This is a genomic window from Serinicoccus chungangensis, assembly GCF_001483745.1.
Taxonomy (GTDB): Bacteria; Actinomycetota; Actinomycetes; order Actinomycetales; family Dermatophilaceae; genus Ornithinicoccus; species Ornithinicoccus chungangensis_A.
In genome coordinates this window covers 1-18112 of record NZ_LQBL01000008.1, presented here as the reverse complement: position 1 = coordinate 18112, position 18112 = coordinate 1, and the positions used below count along the sequence as shown (strand labels likewise).

Below are 18112 nucleotides of genomic sequence, written 5' to 3'. Positions count from 1 at the left end.
CCCCTTTATCTCACGGGTGCTGCCGTCTGACGCTGACTCAGCCCGTTGAGTGACGGGCACGTATGCTCATGGTTGCTCTGCGGGCCACGTCGTGAAGCCGCGCGCGGGTGGAGCGGTTGTCGTGAAAGGGTCTGTCGGTGATGGCTGTCGATGCGTGGATCACCGTCGTCGTCCTTCTCGGGGTGCTCTTGGCCTTGGTGCGGCAGCGCACCAGCCCCTGGGTGGTGGTGCTCGGGGGGGTCATCGCCCTCCTCGTGCTGGGGGTGATCACCCCGGCCGAGGCCTTCACCGGTTTCTCCAACCCCGCGCCGATCACCGTGGCGGCGCTCTACGTCGTGGCCGCCGGCATCGAGAAGACCGGTGCCCTGGCCCCGGTGATGCAGCGCACCCTGGGTGACCGGGGGGCATACCGGCTGCCGCTGCTGCGGGTGCTGACCCCGACCGTCGGGGCGTCCGCACTGCTCAACAACACCCCGATCGTGGCCATGCTCATCCCGCAGGTGACGGCCTGGTGCGAGCGGCGGGGGCGGTCCGCGAGCAAGTTCCTCATGCCGATCTCGTTCGCGGCGGTGCTCGGCGGACTGCTCACCGTCATCGGCACCTCGACCAACCTCGTCGTGTCGGGGCAGATGACCGAGCTCGGCCTCGAGGCGATCGGTTTCTTCGAGATCGGGCGGCTGGGTCTGCCCATCGCGATCCTCGGGCTCCTGGTGCTCGTCGCGGTCGCGCCGCGGTTGCTCCCGGCCCGCCGTTCCGCGCGGGAAGAGCTGCAGAGCGAGGGCCGCCGCTTCTCCATCGAGATGATCGTCCAGCCGGGTGGACCGGTCGACGGCCGCACCGTGGAGGAGGCCAAGCTGCGGTCCCTGCCCGGCCTGTTCCTCGTGTCGGTGGACCGGGGGGACACCGTCATCGCCCCCGTGCGCCCCGACACCGTGCTGCGCGGGGGCAACCGCCTGCACTTCGTCGGCTCGGTCAGCAAGGTCGTCGACGCCCAGCTCATGCCGGGACTGCGCTCGGCCGAGCTCGAGCACGTCCTCGACCTCAAGAGCGAGAGCGCGAAGTACTTCGAGGTCGTCGTCGGCTCCCAGTCGCCGCTGGTGGGCCGCACCCTGCGCGAGTCGGACTTCCGGTCGACCTACCAGGCCGCGGTGGTCGGGATCCACCGGTCGGGCCACCTCGTCGACGGCAAGCTCGGCGCCCAGACGATCCGGCTCGGTGACACCCTCATCGTGGTGTCCGACCCCGACTTCCGGAAGCGGTGGCGCGACCACTCCGACTTCCTGCTCGTGGCCGGCCTGGACGGCTCGCCCCCGGCCGCGACGCCACGGGCGTGGATCCCGGTCACCGTCCTGGCGCTGGTCGTCGGGCTGGCGGCCTTCGGGGTCATGCCGATCCTGCAGGGCTCGCTGCTCGGCGCCGTGGCGCTCATCGCCACGGGGGTCCTGTCCGCCCAGGAGGCCCGGCGCGCGGTCGACCTCGAGGTCATCCTCGTCATCGCCTCCGCCTTCGGGCTGGCGAGCGCGATGCAGGTCTCCGGCCTGGCCGAGGCGCTGGCGGGTGGACTGGTGGCCTCGCTCGGCAGCTTCGGCACCCTCGGGGTGCTGCTCGGGCTCGTCCTGGCGACCATCGTGCTCACCGAGCTCGTGACCAACAACGCCGCGGCCCTGCTCATGCTGCCGGTGGCGGTGGCCACGGCGGAGTCGGTGGGGCTGGACCCGCGAGGTGCCGCCATCGCCGTGGCCGTGGCGGCCTCGGCCTCGTTCCTGTCCCCGATCGGCTACCAGACCAACATGATGGTCTACGGGCCCGGCGGCTACCGGTTCACCGACTACGCGCGGCTCGGGTGGGTCCTGACGCTCATGGTCGTCATCGCCACCGTGCTGCTCACGCCGCTGCTCTGGCCCTGACCCCTCAGCCCAGGTCCATCGTCGCCAGCGCCGCCATGAGCTCGGCCGCCACCTCGGGGCGGCACACCACGAGATCGGGGGACCACGGGTTCTCCCGGTTGTAGACGAGCGCGCTGCCGTCGACGCGGCTCGTGTGCAGGCCGTGCGCCGCGGCGACCGCCACCGGCGCGGCGGAGTCCCACTCGTACTGCCCGCCGGCGTGCACGTAGGCGTCTGACGACCCGTCGAGGACCGACATGGCCTTGACGCCGGCCGAGCCCATCGGGACCGTCGTGGCCCCCATCGTCCGCCCGAGCTCCTCGGCGAAGGCCGGGGGACGGGAGCGGCTCACGGCCAGCCGCAGCGGCGGGTCGCCCGCCGGACGGGCCGGCAGGTCGAGCAGCGACGAGGGGTCGGTGCCGTAGGTGACGCCCCGCGCGGGGAGCGCGACCGCACCGGCCAGCAGCTCCCCGGCCTGCCAGAGCGCGACGTGCACCGCCCAGTCGTCCCGGGGCACCTCGCTGAACTCGCGCGTCCCGTCGAGCGGGTCGATGATCCACACGCGCTCGGCGGTGAGCCGGGCGTGGTCGTCGGCGGCCTCCTCGCTCAGCACGGCGTCGCCCGGCGCCCGCTCGGCCAGCGCGGCCGCGAGCAGCTCCTGGGAGGCGGCGTCGCCGGCGTCCTTGAGGTCGCGACCCTCCACCCCCTGGGCGTGCAGGTCGGCGCGGACGGCGAGCAGGCGCTCCCCGGCCAGGTCGGCGAGCTCGCGGGCGAGCTGGTGGTCGTCGGTCGTCATGGTGTCCCCTCGGAGGTCAGCGGGTGGTCGTCGGCGGGCGCGATCGCCGCCAGGATCTGGTCGACGAGCTCGTCCACTTCGCGGTCGGTCGTGTCCAGGGTCAGCGTCGCGTCGGTCGGTGTCTCGTAGGGCGAGCTGATGCCGGTGAAGTCCGGGATCTCGCCGGCGCGGGCCCGGGCATACAGCCCCTTGCGGTCCCGGCGCTCGCACTCCTCCAGCGGCGTCGCCACGTGCACCAGGACGAACCGCCCGCCGCGGCCCTCCACCATGCCGCGCACCGCACGGCGGGTCCCGTCGAAGGGGGCGATGGGGCTGGCGATCGCGGTGCCGCCGTGCCGCGCGATCTCGGCGGCGACCCACCCGATCCGGCGCACGTTGGTCTCCCGGTCCTCGGGGGAGAAGCCCAGCCCGGCGGACAGGTGACGCCGCACGACGTCACCGTCGAGCAGCGACACCGTGCGCCCCTCGTCCTCGACGAGCCGGTCGCGCAGCGCCCGCGCCAGGGTCGACTTGCCGGAGCCGGACAGCCCGGTCAGGAGGACGACGACCCCACCACGTCCGTCGAGGTATGCCGTGCCGCTCGCCGGCGAGGTCAGGTCGCGGACCTGGTCGGGGCCGCCGAGCACCTGCTGCAGGTGCGACACCTTGTCGGCGCGCCGCGCAGCGCCGCGGCCCACCGGGGCGACGGACACGGCATACCCCTGATCCTGCGACTGGGTCCGGGCGGCGCGCACGAGGTCGAGGTCGCGCTGGTTGTCGTCCCCGTCCGTCGAGGCGAGCACGACGACCGTGCGGGTGCCCTCCGGGATCCCGGTCAAGGCATCTGGGTCGTCGATCACCACGGCCGGGAGGTCGACGTCGGCGGCGGTCAGGTGCCAGGTCTCGAACGGTCGGGAGGAGCGGGACGAGCGCCACGTGAGCCCACCCTGAGCGTCCACGTCGGCGACCGGGACCCCCTCGGCGTCGACCAGGGTGACGGGCCCGGCCGGCACGTCCACGAGGTCGGCGGGGAGCAGGCCATGGCGCAGCAGCTCCAGGTCGTCGAGGGTGGGGACACCCGGGAAGATCGGCGACGAGGGGAGGGTCGTGGTCACGCCGCAACCCTAGGCCAGGTGGGGTCGGCGGCGTAACAATGCCAGAAGCTGCGGCGATGTCCGATATCGTGCAGCCCGCAGCATCCGTAGGGGAAAGGCGCAGGAGTGACAGTCGACGGCAACTACCGACTCTCCCAGCTCGACGAGCTGGAGGCCGAGTCGATCCATATCTTCCGTGAGGTGGCGGCGGAGTTCGAGAAGCCGGTGCTGATGTTCTCCGGCGGCAAGGACTCCATCGTCATGCTGCGGCTGGCGGAGAAGGCGTTCTACCCGGCCAAGGTGCCCTTCCCGGTGCTGCAGGTGGACACCGGCTACGACTTCCCCGAGGTGCTGGCGACGCGGGACCGCTGGGTGGAGCGGCTCGGGCTGCGCCTGCACGTCGCCTCGGTGGAGCAGGCGATCAAGGACGGCGTCGTCGTCGACGACGGCAAGACGCCGCGCAACCGGCTGCAGATCGGCACCCTGCTCAACGCCATCGAGGAGGAGGGCTACACCGCCGCCTTCGGGGGCGGCCGCCGCGACGAGGAGAAGGCCCGCGCCAAGGAGCGCGTCTACTCCCACCGCGACGAGTTCGGCCAGTGGGACCCCAAGAACCAGCGGCCCGAGCTGTGGAGCCTCTACAACGGCCGCATCCACGAGGGCGAGCACATGCGGGTCTTCCCGCTGTCGAACTGGACCGAGCTCGACGTGTGGGACTACATCCGGCGCGAGGCCATCGACATCCCGTCGATCTACTACGCCCACCAGCGGCGCGTCTTCGAGCGCAACGGCATGCTCTTCTCCGAGAGCGAGTACAACCCGCTGCGCGACGGGGAGACCGTCACCGAGCGGCAGGTCCGCTTCCGCACCGTCGGCGACCTGACGCTCACCGGGTGCCTGGAGTCGGACGCCGACGACCTGGACAAGATCATCGAAGAGGTGGCCGCCTCCCGGATCACCGAGCGCGGCGCGACCCGCGGCGACGACAAGTTCTCCGAGGCCGCCATGGAGGACCGCAAGAAGGAAGGCTACTTCTGATGGGTACCGGCACCGAGACAGGGATGGACCTGCTGCGCTTCGCGACCGCGGGCTCCGTGGACGACGGCAAGTCGACGCTCATCGGGCGCCTGCTGCTGGACAGCAAGGCGATCTTCGAGGACCAGCTGGAGTCCGTCGAGCGGACCTCCAAGGACAAGGGCTTCGACTACACCGACCTGGCGCTGCTCACGGACGGTCTGCGCAGCGAGCGCGAGCAGGGCATCACCATAGACGTGGCCTACCGCTACTTCGCGACCCCGCGGCGCAAGTTCATCATCGCCGACACCCCGGGCCACGTGCAGTACACCCGCAACATGGTCACCGGCGCCTCCACCGCCGACCTCGGCCTGGTGCTGGTGGACGCCCGCCAGGGCATGACCGAGCAGTCACGGCGGCACGCGGTCATCCTGTCGATGCTGCGGGTCCCGCACCTCGTGCTGGCGGTCAACAAGATGGACCTGGTCGACTTCTCGGAGGAGACCTTCCGCCGCATCGAGGCGGAGTTCACCGACTTCGTCCGCAAGCTCGACGTGCCCGACCTCACCGTCATCCCGATCTCGGCGCTGCAGGGCGACAACGTCGTGACCCGCAGCGAGAAGATGCCGTGGTACGGCGGCAGCAGCCTGCTGCACCACCTCGAGCACGTCTACATCGGCTCCGACCGCGAGATGCGCGACGTCCGCTTCCCGGTGCAGTACGTCATCCGCCCCAAGTCGGACGAGTTCCACGACTACCGCGGGTATGCCGGTCAGGTCGCCGGGGGCGTGATGAAGCCGGGCGACGAGGTCATCGTCCTGCCCAGCGGCATGACGAGCACCATCGAGGCCATCGACGCCTTCGACACCCAGGTGGACGAGGCATATCCCCCGATGTCGGTGACCGTGCGCCTCGCCGACGACGTCGACGTGAGCCGCGGCGACATGATCGCCCGCGTCAACAACCAGCCGGAGCAGACGCAGGACCTCGACGCGATGGTCTGCTGGATGTCGCCGGGTGCGCTCAAGCCGCGCGCCAAGCTGCTGGTCAAGCACACCACCCGCACCGTCAAGGCGCTGGTCAAGGAGATCGACTACCGGCTCGACGTCAACACGCTGCACCGCGACCAGGACGCGCAGGAGATCGGTCTCAACGAGATGGGGCGGGTGCGACTGCGCGTCCAGCAGCCGCTCATGGTCGACCTCTACGAGCAGAACCGCATCACCGGGTCGTTCATCCTCATCGACCAGGCCTCCGGCGTCACCGTCGGCGCGGGGATGATCCGGGACTGACCCGCGAGCGGTCATGACAGCCTCGGAACCGGACGGGCGCGTGCCGACGGACGAGGCCGACCGCTACGGGCTCGTCGGCGCCCCGTCCAGCGACGAGCTCCAGTCGCTCTCGCACCTGGCGGCAAGTATCTTCGGCGCGCCCGGCGCGGCGGTGACGATCTTCACCGCCACCAGAGAGCACCGGATCGCCGCGACCGGGACCGAGCCGTCGGTGTGCGCCCTGGGTGAGTCCCTGTGCTCCCAGGTGGAGATCGACGACGCCGTCGTGGTGCCGGACGCCCGCCGGGACCCGAGGTTGGCGGGCCACCCCACGGTGGTCGCGCGGCCCGGCATCCGGTTCTACGCCACGGCCCCCATGCGCAGCCCCGACGGCGTCCTCGTCGGCCAGCTGTGCGTCTTCGACCACCGCCCCCGGCGGACCTCCGACGCCCAGCGGGACGCGCTCGGCTTCCTGGCGGCGAGGGCGACCGACATCCTGGAGCTGCGGTTGCGCACCCGGCAGCTGAGCGCGTCGCTGGACGAGCTGACCCAGACGCGCGACGAGCTGGCTAGGTCCAACGTGGCGCTCTCGCACTTCGCCGCCCAGGTGAGCCACGACCTGCGCAACCCGCTCATGGCCGTGCGGGCCAACGCGGAGGTGCTCGCGGGCGAGCCGGCCGTCCGTGAGGACCCCGAGCTGGCGGCCGCCGTGGAGCGGATCGCCGACGCGGCGCGGGGCATGGCCGCGATGATCCACGACGTGCTCTCGGTCGCGCAGGAGGGGGGTCGGCCCACGTGGCAGGACGTCGACCTGCGCGAGGTCGTCGACCGGGTCCTGCTGGACCTGAGCCCGCTCGTCCGGCAGGCGGACGCGCAGGTGGTGGTCGAGGACCTCCCGGTCGTGCGAGCCGACCCCGCCCTGCTCTACTCCGTCCTGCTCAACCTGCTCGACAACAGCCTGAAGTTCACCCGGCACGGGGTCCCGCCCCAGGTGCGGGTGCACGCCGTCGCCAGACCCGGCTGGTGGCGCATCTGCGTCACCGACAACGGGGCCGGCGTCCCCCCCGGCCACGAGCACGAGGTCTTCCTCCCCTTCGTCCGGGCCCGGGGAGAGGGGGTGGCCGGGGCCGCGGGGCACGGGATCGGGCTGGCCACGGTGCACCGCGTCGTCACCGCGCACGGCGGGCGGGTCGGCCTCGAGCCGGCGCCCGAGACCGGCACCCGCGCGTGGTTCGAGCTGCCCGTGGACGCGCCCGCCGCGGACCGCCACGACGCGACCTGAGCGTCACCGCGGAGTCAGTCAGGTCGACCGTGGCGACCTTGTGGACCAGATGAGGATCTGGCGTGGATCAGCCGTGGAGAAGCGCTGCGTAAGGTCGGAGACATCACGCAACGCAGCTGGACACGTGGCGTCACAGCAGGTCCGTAGGACGGGCCCCGCCGGCGCCACGGCACTGCTCGCTCACGCGAGCTCCACCGCAACCTGACGGCACTGGGACAGCCGTCAGGCCAGGGCCGGTCCCCCTCCGGGCCAGGCCCCGGGGCCTTTGTCGCCTTCCGTGACGGCGACAGAGCCCCTGTCTGCTGCGGGGCGTCGCCGTCAGGGACGGCGGCGACACCCCGCAGCCCAGCTGCTGAGCCGTCCTCCTGCGCTGAGGAGGGTGTGCCGCGGATGACGCGGGGATCGACTGCCGCCACCGACCCCGATCGGAGAAGGTCGACCGAGGAGGTATGCGCGTGAGGCGTGGAGCGCCGTGGTCCGACGGACCGCGCACCACCCGGGCCGCGACACCCGCGGCATACCCCGGTGCCGTCACCATGAGCCTCGCGCTGCCTAGGATTCCTCCTATGGCCACGGTCGTGGTCGTTGAGGACGACGACAAGATCGCCGCCCCGCTGGTGCGCACCCTCGAGCGAGACGGCCATGCCGTCGACCGCTTCGACCAGGGGCAACCGGCCGTCGACCGGGTGGTGGCCGCCGATCCACAGGTCGACCTGGTCCTGCTCGACCTGGGGCTGCCCGACATGGACGGGATCGACGTCTGCCGCGCGGTGCGGGAGGCCGGCTACCTCGGCGGCATCATCATCCTCACGGCCAGGGACGGCGAGCTGGACCGGGTCGTCGGGCTGGACACGGGGGCCGACGACTACCTCGCCAAGCCGTTCGGGCTCGCCGAGCTGCAGGCACGCACCCGGGCCTTGCTGCGGCGCAGCTCCATCAACCGGGCTCCGGACCCCCCGCGGGCCGAGCCCCGTCCGGCCGACGGGGGTCTGCACATCGACGTCGACGCCCGACGCGTGCTCGTGCGCGGGGTCGACGTGCCCACCACCACCAAGGAGTTCGACGTGCTGGCCCTCCTGGCCGCACGCCGCGGAGCCGTCGTCAGCCGGGAGACGCTCATCAACGAGGTGTGGGACGAGAACTGGTTCGGGTCGACCAAGACCTTGGACAACACCGTCGGTCGCCTGCGGGGCAAGCTCGAGGGGGCGGACGCCCCGGTGCGGATCACCGCGGTGCGCGGGGTGGGCTTCCGGCTGGAGACCCAGGACGGGTGAGGCCATTCTGTCGACGTCCCCGCGGATTGTGTTCCTTGCCTTTACACTTCCAGCATGGTGGAGCAGGCGGGGTCTCCCGCGCAGCGGCAGGAGCTGAGCAAAACGCTCAAGCCACAGTGGGTCTGGGCGGTGGCGCTGGGCTCAGCCATCGGGTGGGGCGCGTTCGTGCTGCCACAAGACCTTCTGGGGCAGGCAGGACCCCTGGGCGCCAGCCTGGGCCTCGTCATCGGCGGCGCGCTCATGTGCGTCATCGCCGTCAGCTACGGGCTGCTCATCCGTCACTTCCCGGTGAGCGGAGGCGAGTATGCCTACGCCTACACCTTCTTCGGTCGTACCCACGCCTTCGTCGCGGGGTGGGCGCTGGTGCTGGGCTACATCTCGATCATCGCGTTGAACGCCTCGGCGCTGGCGCTGCTCTTCCGCCGGCTGTTGCCCCCGGTCGTGGAGTGGGTGCCGCTGTGGGAGGTCGCGGGATGGCAGGTCTATCTGGGGGAGGTCGTCGTCGCGTCGGCGGCGCTGGTCCTCTTCGCGCTGCTCAACGCGCGCGGTGGCACGCTGTCGGGTCGGGTGCAGTATGCCTTCTGCCTCGTCATGCTGGCGGCGGTCGCGTGCATCCTCGTCGCGACGTGGCTGCACCCCGACACGCCGCTGGCCAACCTGGAGCCGGGCTTCCCCGAGGGCGTGTCACCGCTGGCGGCCGTCCTGGTGATCGTCGCCATCGCGCCCTGGGCGTACGTCGGTTTCGACAACGTCCCGCAGGCGGCTGAGGAGTTCGACTTCTCCCCGACCAAGGCCTTCGGTCTCATCGTGCTGGCCATCGTGTCGGCCGCGGGCATCTACGTCGCGATGGTGGTGGCCACCGCGGTCGCGCAGCCCTGGCCGCAGATGGTCGCCGAGGCGCCGGCGTGGGGGACCGCCGACGGTCTCGAGACGCTCTTCGGTCCCGTCGGGTTGGTCCTCCTCGCGATCGCCGTGGTGATGGGGGTCTCGACCGGCCTCAACGGCTTCTACGTCTCGGCGAGCCGGTTGCTCTTCGCCATGGGGCGGGCCAAGGTGCTGCCGCCGTTCTTCGCGAAGGTCAACGGGGCAGGCGCGCCCAGTCATGCCGTGTGGTTCGCCGCCGGCCTGTGCCTCATCGCGCCGCTCTTCGGCCGCGAGGCACTGCTGTGGGTGGTCGATATGACCTCCGTCGGCGTCACCATCGCCTACACCTACACGTGCCTGGCGGCATACCGGCTGTGGCAGTGGTCCGGAAGCGACCTGGGTGACCCGGACACCCGGTCCACCGCCCGCAAGGTGCTCAGCGGTCTCGGGGTGCTCACCGGGCTGCTGTTCCTCGGGCTCCTGCTGCTGCCCGGATCGCCGGCGCAGCTGAGCACGCCCTCGTGGGTGGCGCTCGGGATCTGGGTGGTCCTGGGAGTCGTGTTCTACCTCGTGCGTCTGCCGACCAGCCGGCAGGTGGACGAGGAGGAGATGCGTCACCTCGTGCTGGGCGAGCACGCGGGCCAGCAGCCATCGGGTCCGTCCTGAGGGCCGGTATGCCGGCGCCCGGCCTGGGCCTTGGGGTCGTGCGCGTGAGCCTGCGATCACTACGCACCCAGCTCTGGCACCTACGACGGGGTGGCATCGCGCAGTGGCGACGCCACCGGGCACGCCGTCACATCCCGCCCGCACATCGTATCCCGGCTCCTGCGACCCCCGTGGTGGCTGAGGCATACCAGCCCCGCGAATGGGACCTGCCAACCCACCGGGCGCCGCGTCGGGCGCTGCGGGTGGGCGTCATCGCCGATGAGTTCACCGAGCTGTGCCTGCGATGGGAGTGGGACCAGACGCTGCTCACGCCCGACCGGTGGCGCCAGCAGGTGGAGGGGCGTGATCTGCTCTTTGTGGAGTCTGCCTGGAACGGCAACGGCGGGGCGTGGCAGTACCAGCTGACCGGGTCGAAGGCGCCGAGCGAGCCGCTGCGCGAGCTGGTCGCGCACTGCCGGGCACGAGGCATACCCACGGTCTTCTGGAACAAGGAGGACCCCGTCCACCTGGAGGACTTCCTCGACACGGCCCGCCTCTTCGACTGGGTCCTGACCAGCGACGCCGACAGCGTCCCGCGGTATGTCGCCGAGCTGGGCCACGAGCGCGTCGCGCCGATGGCCTTCGCCGCTGCATCGTGGATCCACAACCCGATGCGTCCGCGCGGGCTCCCGGCGCGGGACATCGCCTTCGCGGGGATGTACTACCGCCACCGCTTCCCCGAGCGACGCGAGCAGATGGACCTGCTCCTCGGGGCAGCCCGCCGCGTCTCACCCCGGATGAGCCACGGCCTGGAGATCTTCTCGCGCTTCCATGGCGGGGACGAGCGATACCAGTTCCCCGAGGACGTCTGCGATCGAGTCAAGGGTGCTTTGAGCTATCAGCAGATGTTGTCGGCGTACCGCGACTTCAAGGTCTTCCTCAACGTCAGCTCGGTGCCGGAGAGCGCCACGATGTGCCCCCGACGCATCTTCGAGCTCAGCGCCTGCACCACGCCGGTCGTGTCGACGCCCACGCCGGCGATCGAGGCCTACTTCGCGCCCGAGGAGATGGTCACGGTCCGCGACAACCGTGAGGCCGAGTTGGTGCTGCGCGGGCTGGTGGGCAACGACGAATGGCGCGACCGTATGGGGCACCTGGCGGCGCGCAAGGTGCTCACCGACCACACTTATGCACGCCGGGTCGACGAGCTGCTAGAACGGGTTGGGCTTCAGGACGCGACCTCGACCGAGCCCTCGGTCAGCGTCGTGTGTTCGACTAACCGTCCGCACCAGCTCGACCACGTCCTGGGGTCCGTCGCCGGCCAGCGGGAGGTCACGCCGCAGCTGGTCCTCGTCACCCACGGCTTCGAGGCACCGGAGGACCTGCCCACGCGAGCGCGGGACCTCGGCATCACGGACCTGACCCTCCTGGCCGCCGACCCCGACCTGACGCTCGGCGAGTGCCTGAACCGGGGTGTGCGGGCCGCCGACGGCGACCTGGTCGCCAAGCTCGACGACGACGACCTCTACGGGCCGCACTACCTCGCCGACCTGCGCCGGGCGCTCGACTTCTCCGGCGCCGACGTGGTGGGCAAGCGGGCGCACCATATGTTCCTGCAGTCCACGGGCGCGTTGATCGTGCGCTTCGGCTACTACGAGAACCGCTTCACCGACCTCGTCATGGGGCCGACGGTCATGACGAGGCGCGAGTTACTCCGGGCCGAGCCCTTCGCTGCACGCACCACCGGGGAGGACACCCACTTCCTCCGGACGGTCCTAGCCGGCGGCGGCGCGATCTACGCCGCGGACCGCTTTAACTTCATCCAGGTGCGGCGAGGGCGCGGTCACACCTGGGACGCCCCGGATGCCGAGCTGCTGGCCAACGGCCGGGTGGTCGCCTACGGCGCCGGAATTGACCATGTCTTTACCTGAGGACGGTCGAGGGAGTGCTCGGTTTCTGTAGAGTTCAACGATCCCCATCCCCACTGAGAGGTCCGTTCTTTCATGTCGCAGAGCGTTGCCGTCATCGGCCTCGGATACATCGGCCTTCCCACGGCCGCCATTCTGGCCAGTCACGGATACCGGGTGCTCGGTGTCGACGTGAGCGACAGGCACGTCGACGCGGTGAACGCCGGACGTATCCCCTTCGTCGAGCCTGACCTCAGCACCCACGTCGCGGGAGCGGTGAGCCGGGGCGCGCTGTCGGCGCAGAAGGAGACCCCGGCCGCCGAGGTCTACATCATCGCGGTGCCCACGCCCTTCGCTGAGGGCTACAGCGCGGATCTCAGCTACATCGATGCCGCTACCGACGGCATAATCCCGCAACTCAAGGGTGGCGAGCTGGTCATCCTCGAGTCCACGTCGCCACCCGGTGCCACGCAGCACGTGGCCGACCGGATCACTGCGGCTCGCCCGGAGCTCTCGACCGACGCGGAGGGTGACCCGTCCAACGTCGACGTTGCGCACTGCCCCGAACGGGTGCTACCTGGCCGCGTAATGATCGAGCTGGTGGAGAACGACCGGATTGTTGGCGGGCTCACGCAGCAGGCTGCCGAGCGGGCGAAGGAACTCTACTCGAGCTTCTGCCACGGCGAGATCTTCCTCACCGACGCCGTCACCGCAGAGATGGCCAAGCTGACGGAGAACTCGTTCCGCGACGTCAACATCGCCTTCGCCAACGAGTTGTCGATCATCGCTGAAAAGGTCGGCATTGATGTCTTCGAGCTCATCGAGCTGGCCAACAAGCACCCTCGCGTCAACATCCTGCAGCCGGGTCCAGGCGTTGGTGGGCACTGCATTGCCGTGGACCCCTGGTTCATCGTGTCCTCCGTGCCCCAGCAGGCGCGGTTGATCCGAACCGCGCGGGAGGTGAACGACAGCAAACCCGAGTACGTCATCAACCAAGTGGCTGCTCACGTCGAGGGTCGTGAGGCGCCCACGGTCGCGGCGTTGGGGCTCGCCTTTAAGCCCGACATCGACGACATGCGGGAGTCGCCGGCCCTGGACATTACGCACAGTCTGGCGGAGCGGCTGCCGACGGGCACGGTGCTCGCGGTGGAACCAAACGTCGAGGCGCTGCCCGCGCGGCTCGCCGATCTCTCCAATGTGCAGCTCGCCCCGCTTTCCGACGCTCTCAAGCGCGCCGACGTCATCGTGCTCCTCGTCGATCACAAGGAGTTCAAGGAGCTAGCCGGGCCCGGACGCGAGGTCCCGGTCGTCGACACCCGAGGCGCTTGGCGGTGATGGGACGTGTACCTAGGGCTGTTTAGGAACCTGCGAGATGTCGCATCGTGAGGTCACCTGATAGTTGGCTGCGTCCAAAACGGTCTATCAAGGCCTCTCAATGGCCTACGGACGCGGACGGACTGCGCGTCCTGCTCCGCAGCGGAGCCGCGAGCAATCATCGGGTTTGGTTGGCCTACGCCACCACACTCGTCAATGAGAATAATGGACGCGCGGCCTACGAGGCGGTCAAGAACGCTCTCGACCTGAATCCGGGTAACGCGGAGGCTGTCCAGCTCCTCGGGAAGATTGAGGACGCCATCCACCCTCCCGTGGCGGAGTTTTCTAGCCGCACGGCGGCCCTCCTGCGTTCGGTGAGGGGTTCTCGGTTGGGCATAGCCCAAAGTCGCAGAGTCTGGGGCCTCATCTCAACCGCAGACTTGACATCGCTTGTCCCCCATACCGCTGACCGTCACCTGCGAGCGCAACTGGAGATGGTTATTGCTCTTCGCAAGGGCGACGACCCGCCCGCTCCGCCGTCCACGGATCCGGATGCACGGGCGGCCTGGCTGCAGGCTGCAGTGCTGGCCAGGCGGTATGATCTGCTTCCTCACCGATTGTCGTCAGAACCGCTGACGGACGAGGTGCTCGACTCGATCCGGGCTGAAGTGCAGCGACCGGTCGAGGCCGAGACCGCTGAAGACTTGGTGAGTCTGGCACAGGCTTACCTCACGGCTCGACCTCAGGACAAATGGGTCCAGACCAAGCGGGACGAGCTGCAGAGGATGGTTCGGGACCGTGACGTGAAGCGAGAACGGGCTTCGCTAATCAGAGGGGGCTATCCCCTAAGAGGGGGAGATTCCTCTAGGCCCTCGGGGACGGACCGGGTCGTGTACGTCCTTCACGAATCGCAGCCCCATGTGAAGAACGGCTACACCGTACGTTCAGAGTATCTGCGCAATGCCCTACGCACCTCGGGTTGGGATGTCTCCGCCGTGACACGACCTGGATTCGGGTGGGCGAATGACGATTCGGGACCGAGTAGCGACCAGGCCATCGCGTATCACCGTCTTGCGCCTTTCGAGGATCGGGGTTTCGTCCGTTACGTGGAAGCTTACGCGGGGTTGCTGGCGCGGCACGCGCGAGAGAATAGAGCCGCTGTCATCCATGCGGCTTCCAACTTTGCAGAAGGTTTGGCGAGTATTCAGGCAGCCCGGCAGCTCGGTCTCCCCTGCGTGTACGAGATGCGCGGTTTGTGGCACCTATCGCGTTCAGCCCGCGACCCTGAATGGGAGTACAGCGACGAGTACCACTTCTGCGAAGAGATGGAGGTGCAAGCGGCCGGTGGAGCGACTCGCGTCATCGTGCTGTCCACAAGAATGAAGCGCTGGCTCATTCTGAGGGGAGTATCCCCCGAGAGGATCGATGTGGTGAAGAACGCCGTCGACGCGCGTCACTTCAGGTCACGCGAAAAGGATCATAACCTCATGGCGTCACTTGGCCTGGAAGCGGGACCAATCTTCGGCTACGTCGGTTCGATCGTCGAATATGAGGGCCTTGAGGACTTTGTTCAGGCCATGGGGCTGCTCCGCCGGCGAGGCCGGGATGCGTCCGCTGTCATCATCGGCGCTAAGGGAAAGTCTAGTGAGCGCCTATGGCGCCTTACCGGACGTCTTGGCTTGCAGAAAAGGGTCCGGTTCGTGGGGTCAGTACCTATAGAAGACGTTCCTGCCTACTACTCGCTGTGCGATGCGGTCGTGATGCCGCGAAGAATGACCCGGGTGACCGACGTTGTTCCACCTCTTAAGGTGCTGGAACCTATCGCCATGGGGATTCCCCTGATCACGACGTCTCTGCCTCCTATAGTTGAGACGATAGGCTGCCTCACCAAGCAAGTAAGGTTCTGCAGGCCGGGAGAACCGGCAGAACTCGCCGGTGCGATGAGCGAGTTTGTTGACGGTCGAATGGAGGTTGGCCCACGTTCTCTTCCCAAAGAGCCTTTAACCACGAGATCGTGGCAGGCTGCGGCCAGCCAGATTGCAGAGGTGTATAGAAGATCTATCCGCGACACGCAATAGATAGTGCTGAGAAATTGGAATTAAACAACAATCAAAGGAAGTAAATGAAAAATTATACCGGAAACCCTCGATTGATTGGCAAATTGACGGCCGGAGTCGTTCTCGTCGTGATTGGCGCTCTGTCGCTCGTAGGGGCAGCGGTGAGCCTTCCTAGTCTTCGTAGTGCACCCCTGTCTCTGGCCCTAATTTCGCTTTCTGTGGCCGCCTTTAGTGCCAGCGCACTGCAGACAAAGAGGATCTGGGGCCGGTCCCGCCGTGATGAGGTCGACGCGGTCAGGCGCTTGCGCAGCTTGGAGAGGCGATTGGGCCGGGTCGTCGCCCAAACCCAGCCAGTAGAGCCCACAAGTGGAGTCGGGCTGTCTTTGGACGATATCCGGGCTGCGGTAGCTGAGACCATCGAGGGAGCCGTGCTCCGGGGGAAGCCAGGTGCTGGCGAGACGCGGAAGATAGATCAGCAAAGCGAGGCAGCGTCAGCCGCGAAGGGCGCTTCTGAACATCACGTCAAGGTGCAAGGTCGAGTGCACGTTCCAGACGGGCCGGTGGCGCGTCCAGACATCACAGCAGCGGTGATTCTAGACCCGTTTTCCGAGCTCGCCCTACAGTACGAATGGAGGCAGGTCCTTCTCTCACCTGTCGACTGGCGACAGCAAATAGTTGATGAAAAGCCAGACCTAATTTTTTTGGAGTCGGCCTGGAAAGGCAATCGGGGCGCCTGGCGCCTGGCAATGACGGGACAGAAGGGTGTCAGTCAGGCACTCGTCGACCTTCTCGAGTTCGCCAAGTCTATAGGCATCCCAACGGTACTGTGGAACAAGGAAGACCCTCCGAACTACGACCGATTTATCAAGACCGCGCGCTTGGTGGACTTTGTTTTCACCGTCGATGCCCAAAAAATTCCGGACTATCGCCGTGACCTTGGACACGACCGGGTCGAGGTCCTCCCGTTCGCCGCGCAGCCACGTATCCACAACCCAGTCGAGTCGGGGGATGGTCGGTCGCACGGTGTGGCTTTCGCAGGTAGCTACTTCAATGAGAAACATAGCGAGCGACGTGGCCAAATGGAATATATTTTAGGACCAGCCCGCAAGCACGGGCTCGAAATCTACTCGCGCATGCAGAATGAGGACGAGCGCTATCATTTCCCTGAGAAATTTCGTGAACACATCGTGGGATCCTTGCCCTACGAAGAAATGCTTGCCGCTTACACCCAGTACAAGGTGTTCCTCAACGTCAACACGGTGACGGATTCCCCTTCCATGTGTTCGCGACGGCTCTTCGAGCTGTCGGCTGCCGCGACGCCAGTCATTTCGGGGCCGGCAGCCTCGGTCGCTCCATTCTTTGGGGCAGACGTACTCGTGTCGGAGAGTGAGGGGCAGACCGATGAGTTACTCGCCAGTTTGGTGCAGCATGAAGAGCTGCGTGCTCGGATAGGGCTAAAGGCTCATCGGCGTGTCATGCGTGAGCATACCTATGGTCAGCGAGTCAATAGGGTACTGAGCGTCCTTGGAATCCCAACAAAGGTGCCCGATCGGTCGGTCTCGATGGTTATTCCAACGCGGCGTCCCGACATGATGGAGAATGTCATTTCATTCGCCTCGTCTCAAAGCCTGAAGGATAAGGAGGTCGTGATCGTGCTTCACGGTTTCGACGTTAACGAAGACAACGTTCGGGGGCGGATGAGGGAGGCTGGCCTAGACAAGGTTGTGTTTGTAAGGGCGAAGGGGGACGTGACGCTTGGGACTTGCATGAACTTGGGTGTGGGTGCGTCATCGGGCAGGTATGTCGCGAAGATGGACGACGACAACTACTATGGGGTGCACTATCTCGAGGATCTCGTCAATGCCTTCCACTTCACCGATGCAACCGTCGTAGGTAAGTGGGCTCACTACGCTCACCTTGCCTCGTCGGGGACCACACTGCTGCGTTTTCCCTACGCGGAGAAGCGTTTCACCAAACTGGTCCAGGGCGGAACCATTGTGACCTCCCGAGAAGATGCGCTCGACATCCAATTCGAAGACCTGCCGCGCCGGGTGGACACGACGTTTCTCGAAAAGGTGGCGGCGCGGGGGGGCGGAGTATATTCCAGCGATCGTTTCAATTTCGTTTCTCGACGATCGGCTGTCACTTCTGGTCATACGTGGACGATCTCGGATAGTCAACTCTTGGCAAAGAAGTCGACGCTTGCCTTTTTTGGTGATCCCACCGAGCACGTCACGGTATGAGGCTGTCACCAACCTCGGAACGAGTTGTGATCTGCCCTGGCCGCTCATGCCGACCTACAAGCAGGGGAACGCGGAAAGGAGGCGCAACGTGATGAGCACGCAGGAGGCGCCTGTCGTCTTGCTGGCAGTTTTTTGCTGCTTGCTACTGGGGATAGTTGCGGTGCTTACGTGGCTTCTCGCTCGCCAAGGTCAGGCATCCCGCGGTTCAACTGCGGCCGCGGTGTGTCAGCTGCACGAGCTCTACGAGGAACTTTGCGGTTTGCTTCGGACTCAAGAATCTGAGCACGTTAGTCAGTTGTCAAGCCTGCACGCCAGGCTGGATATGTTCAATGTCCGCTTGGGACAGATTGGGCTATCACTGACGAACCTCAGTGCCATGCAGCCTTTAGTGGATCGTATGGATTTTCGTCTCGCACAGATTGCCCTACTCCGGCGCGACATGGGTTCCTTGAGGGAGGAGGTCGCCGGTGGGTTTGTGGGGCTGGT

13 protein-coding genes are annotated in these 18112 nt (G+C 67.5%); 11 read left to right on the top strand and 2 right to left on the bottom strand.

Translation table 11 applies throughout. The annotated features are described in order from the left end of the window. Positions 1-140: 140 nt before the first annotated feature. The gene (locus AVL62_RS03990) at positions 141-1907 is read left to right on the top strand and encodes an SLC13 family permease (RefSeq protein WP_058890384.1); all 1767 of its coding nucleotides are present in this window, start codon (positions 141-143) and stop codon (positions 1905-1907) included. A gap of 4 nt (positions 1908-1911) precedes the next feature. Here AVL62_RS03990 and AVL62_RS03985 read toward each other — a convergent pair whose 3' ends face one another. Together AVL62_RS03985 and cysC are read right to left on the bottom strand one after the other, a co-directional pair. Further along, positions 1912-2682 carry a 3'(2'),5'-bisphosphate nucleotidase CysQ gene (locus tag AVL62_RS03985; protein ID WP_058890383.1) on the bottom strand — a complete coding sequence of 257 codons (771 nt, stop codon included), beginning with the start codon at positions 2680-2682 and terminating at the stop codon, positions 1912-1914. Next, the gene (gene cysC / locus AVL62_RS03980) at positions 2679-3776 is read right to left on the bottom strand and encodes an adenylyl-sulfate kinase (RefSeq protein ID WP_058890382.1); all 1098 of its coding nucleotides are present in this window, start codon (positions 3774-3776) and stop codon (positions 2679-2681) included. Before cysC ends, AVL62_RS03985 begins: the two co-directional genes overlap by 4 nt. 105 nt (positions 3777-3881) lie before the next feature. Between cysC and cysD the strand changes: the two genes are divergently transcribed. The 10 genes from cysD to AVL62_RS17750 form a co-directional block, all read left to right on the top strand. Continuing rightward, positions 3882-4793 carry a sulfate adenylyltransferase subunit CysD gene (gene cysD, locus AVL62_RS03975; RefSeq protein ID WP_058890381.1) on the top strand — a complete coding sequence of 304 codons (912 nt, stop codon included), beginning with the start codon at positions 3882-3884 and terminating at the stop codon, positions 4791-4793. Between the two features lie 23 nt (positions 4794-4816). Next, positions 4817-6061, top strand: coding sequence for a sulfate adenylyltransferase subunit 1 (locus AVL62_RS03970; protein WP_058890452.1), 1245 nt, complete (start codon positions 4817-4819; stop codon positions 6059-6061). Between the two features lie 13 nt (positions 6062-6074). After that, positions 6075-7322 (top strand): GAF domain-containing sensor histidine kinase, encoded by a 1248-nt coding sequence (locus AVL62_RS03965; RefSeq protein ID WP_083518664.1) that lies wholly within the window; start codon positions 6075-6077, stop codon positions 7320-7322. 566 nt (positions 7323-7888) lie between these two features. Beyond that, positions 7889-8596 carry a response regulator transcription factor gene (locus AVL62_RS03960; protein ID WP_058890379.1) on the top strand — a complete coding sequence of 236 codons (708 nt, stop codon included), beginning with the start codon at positions 7889-7891 and terminating at the stop codon, positions 8594-8596. Positions 8597-8650: 54 nt separating this feature from the next. Then, positions 8651-10126: an APC family permease gene (locus tag AVL62_RS03955; RefSeq protein ID WP_058890378.1), complete on the top strand. Its 1476-nt coding sequence runs from the start codon at positions 8651-8653 to the stop codon at positions 10124-10126. Positions 10127-10299: 173 nt separating this feature from the next. Beyond that, positions 10300-12036, top strand: coding sequence for a glycosyltransferase family protein (locus tag AVL62_RS03950; RefSeq protein ID WP_235585521.1), 1737 nt, complete (start codon positions 10300-10302; stop codon positions 12034-12036). 72 nt (positions 12037-12108) lie between these two features. Further along, positions 12109-13347 (top strand): UDP-N-acetyl-D-mannosamine dehydrogenase, encoded by a 1239-nt coding sequence (wecC, locus tag AVL62_RS03945; protein ID WP_058890376.1) that lies wholly within the window; start codon positions 12109-12111, stop codon positions 13345-13347. Between the two features lie 170 nt (positions 13348-13517). Beyond that, positions 13518-15404, top strand: a complete 1887-nt coding sequence (locus tag AVL62_RS16465) for a glycosyltransferase family 4 protein (protein ID WP_153011652.1) — start codon at positions 13518-13520, stop codon at positions 15402-15404. Positions 15405-15922: 518 nt separating this feature from the next. After that, on the top strand, positions 15923-17626 hold the full coding sequence (locus AVL62_RS03940) for a glycosyltransferase family protein (RefSeq protein WP_235585520.1): 1704 nt from the start codon (positions 15923-15925) through the stop codon (positions 17624-17626). A gap of 91 nt (positions 17627-17717) precedes the next feature. Beyond that, positions 17718-18112: hypothetical protein (locus AVL62_RS17750; protein ID WP_235585518.1), on the top strand; the 395-nt coding region annotated here is incomplete at its 3' end.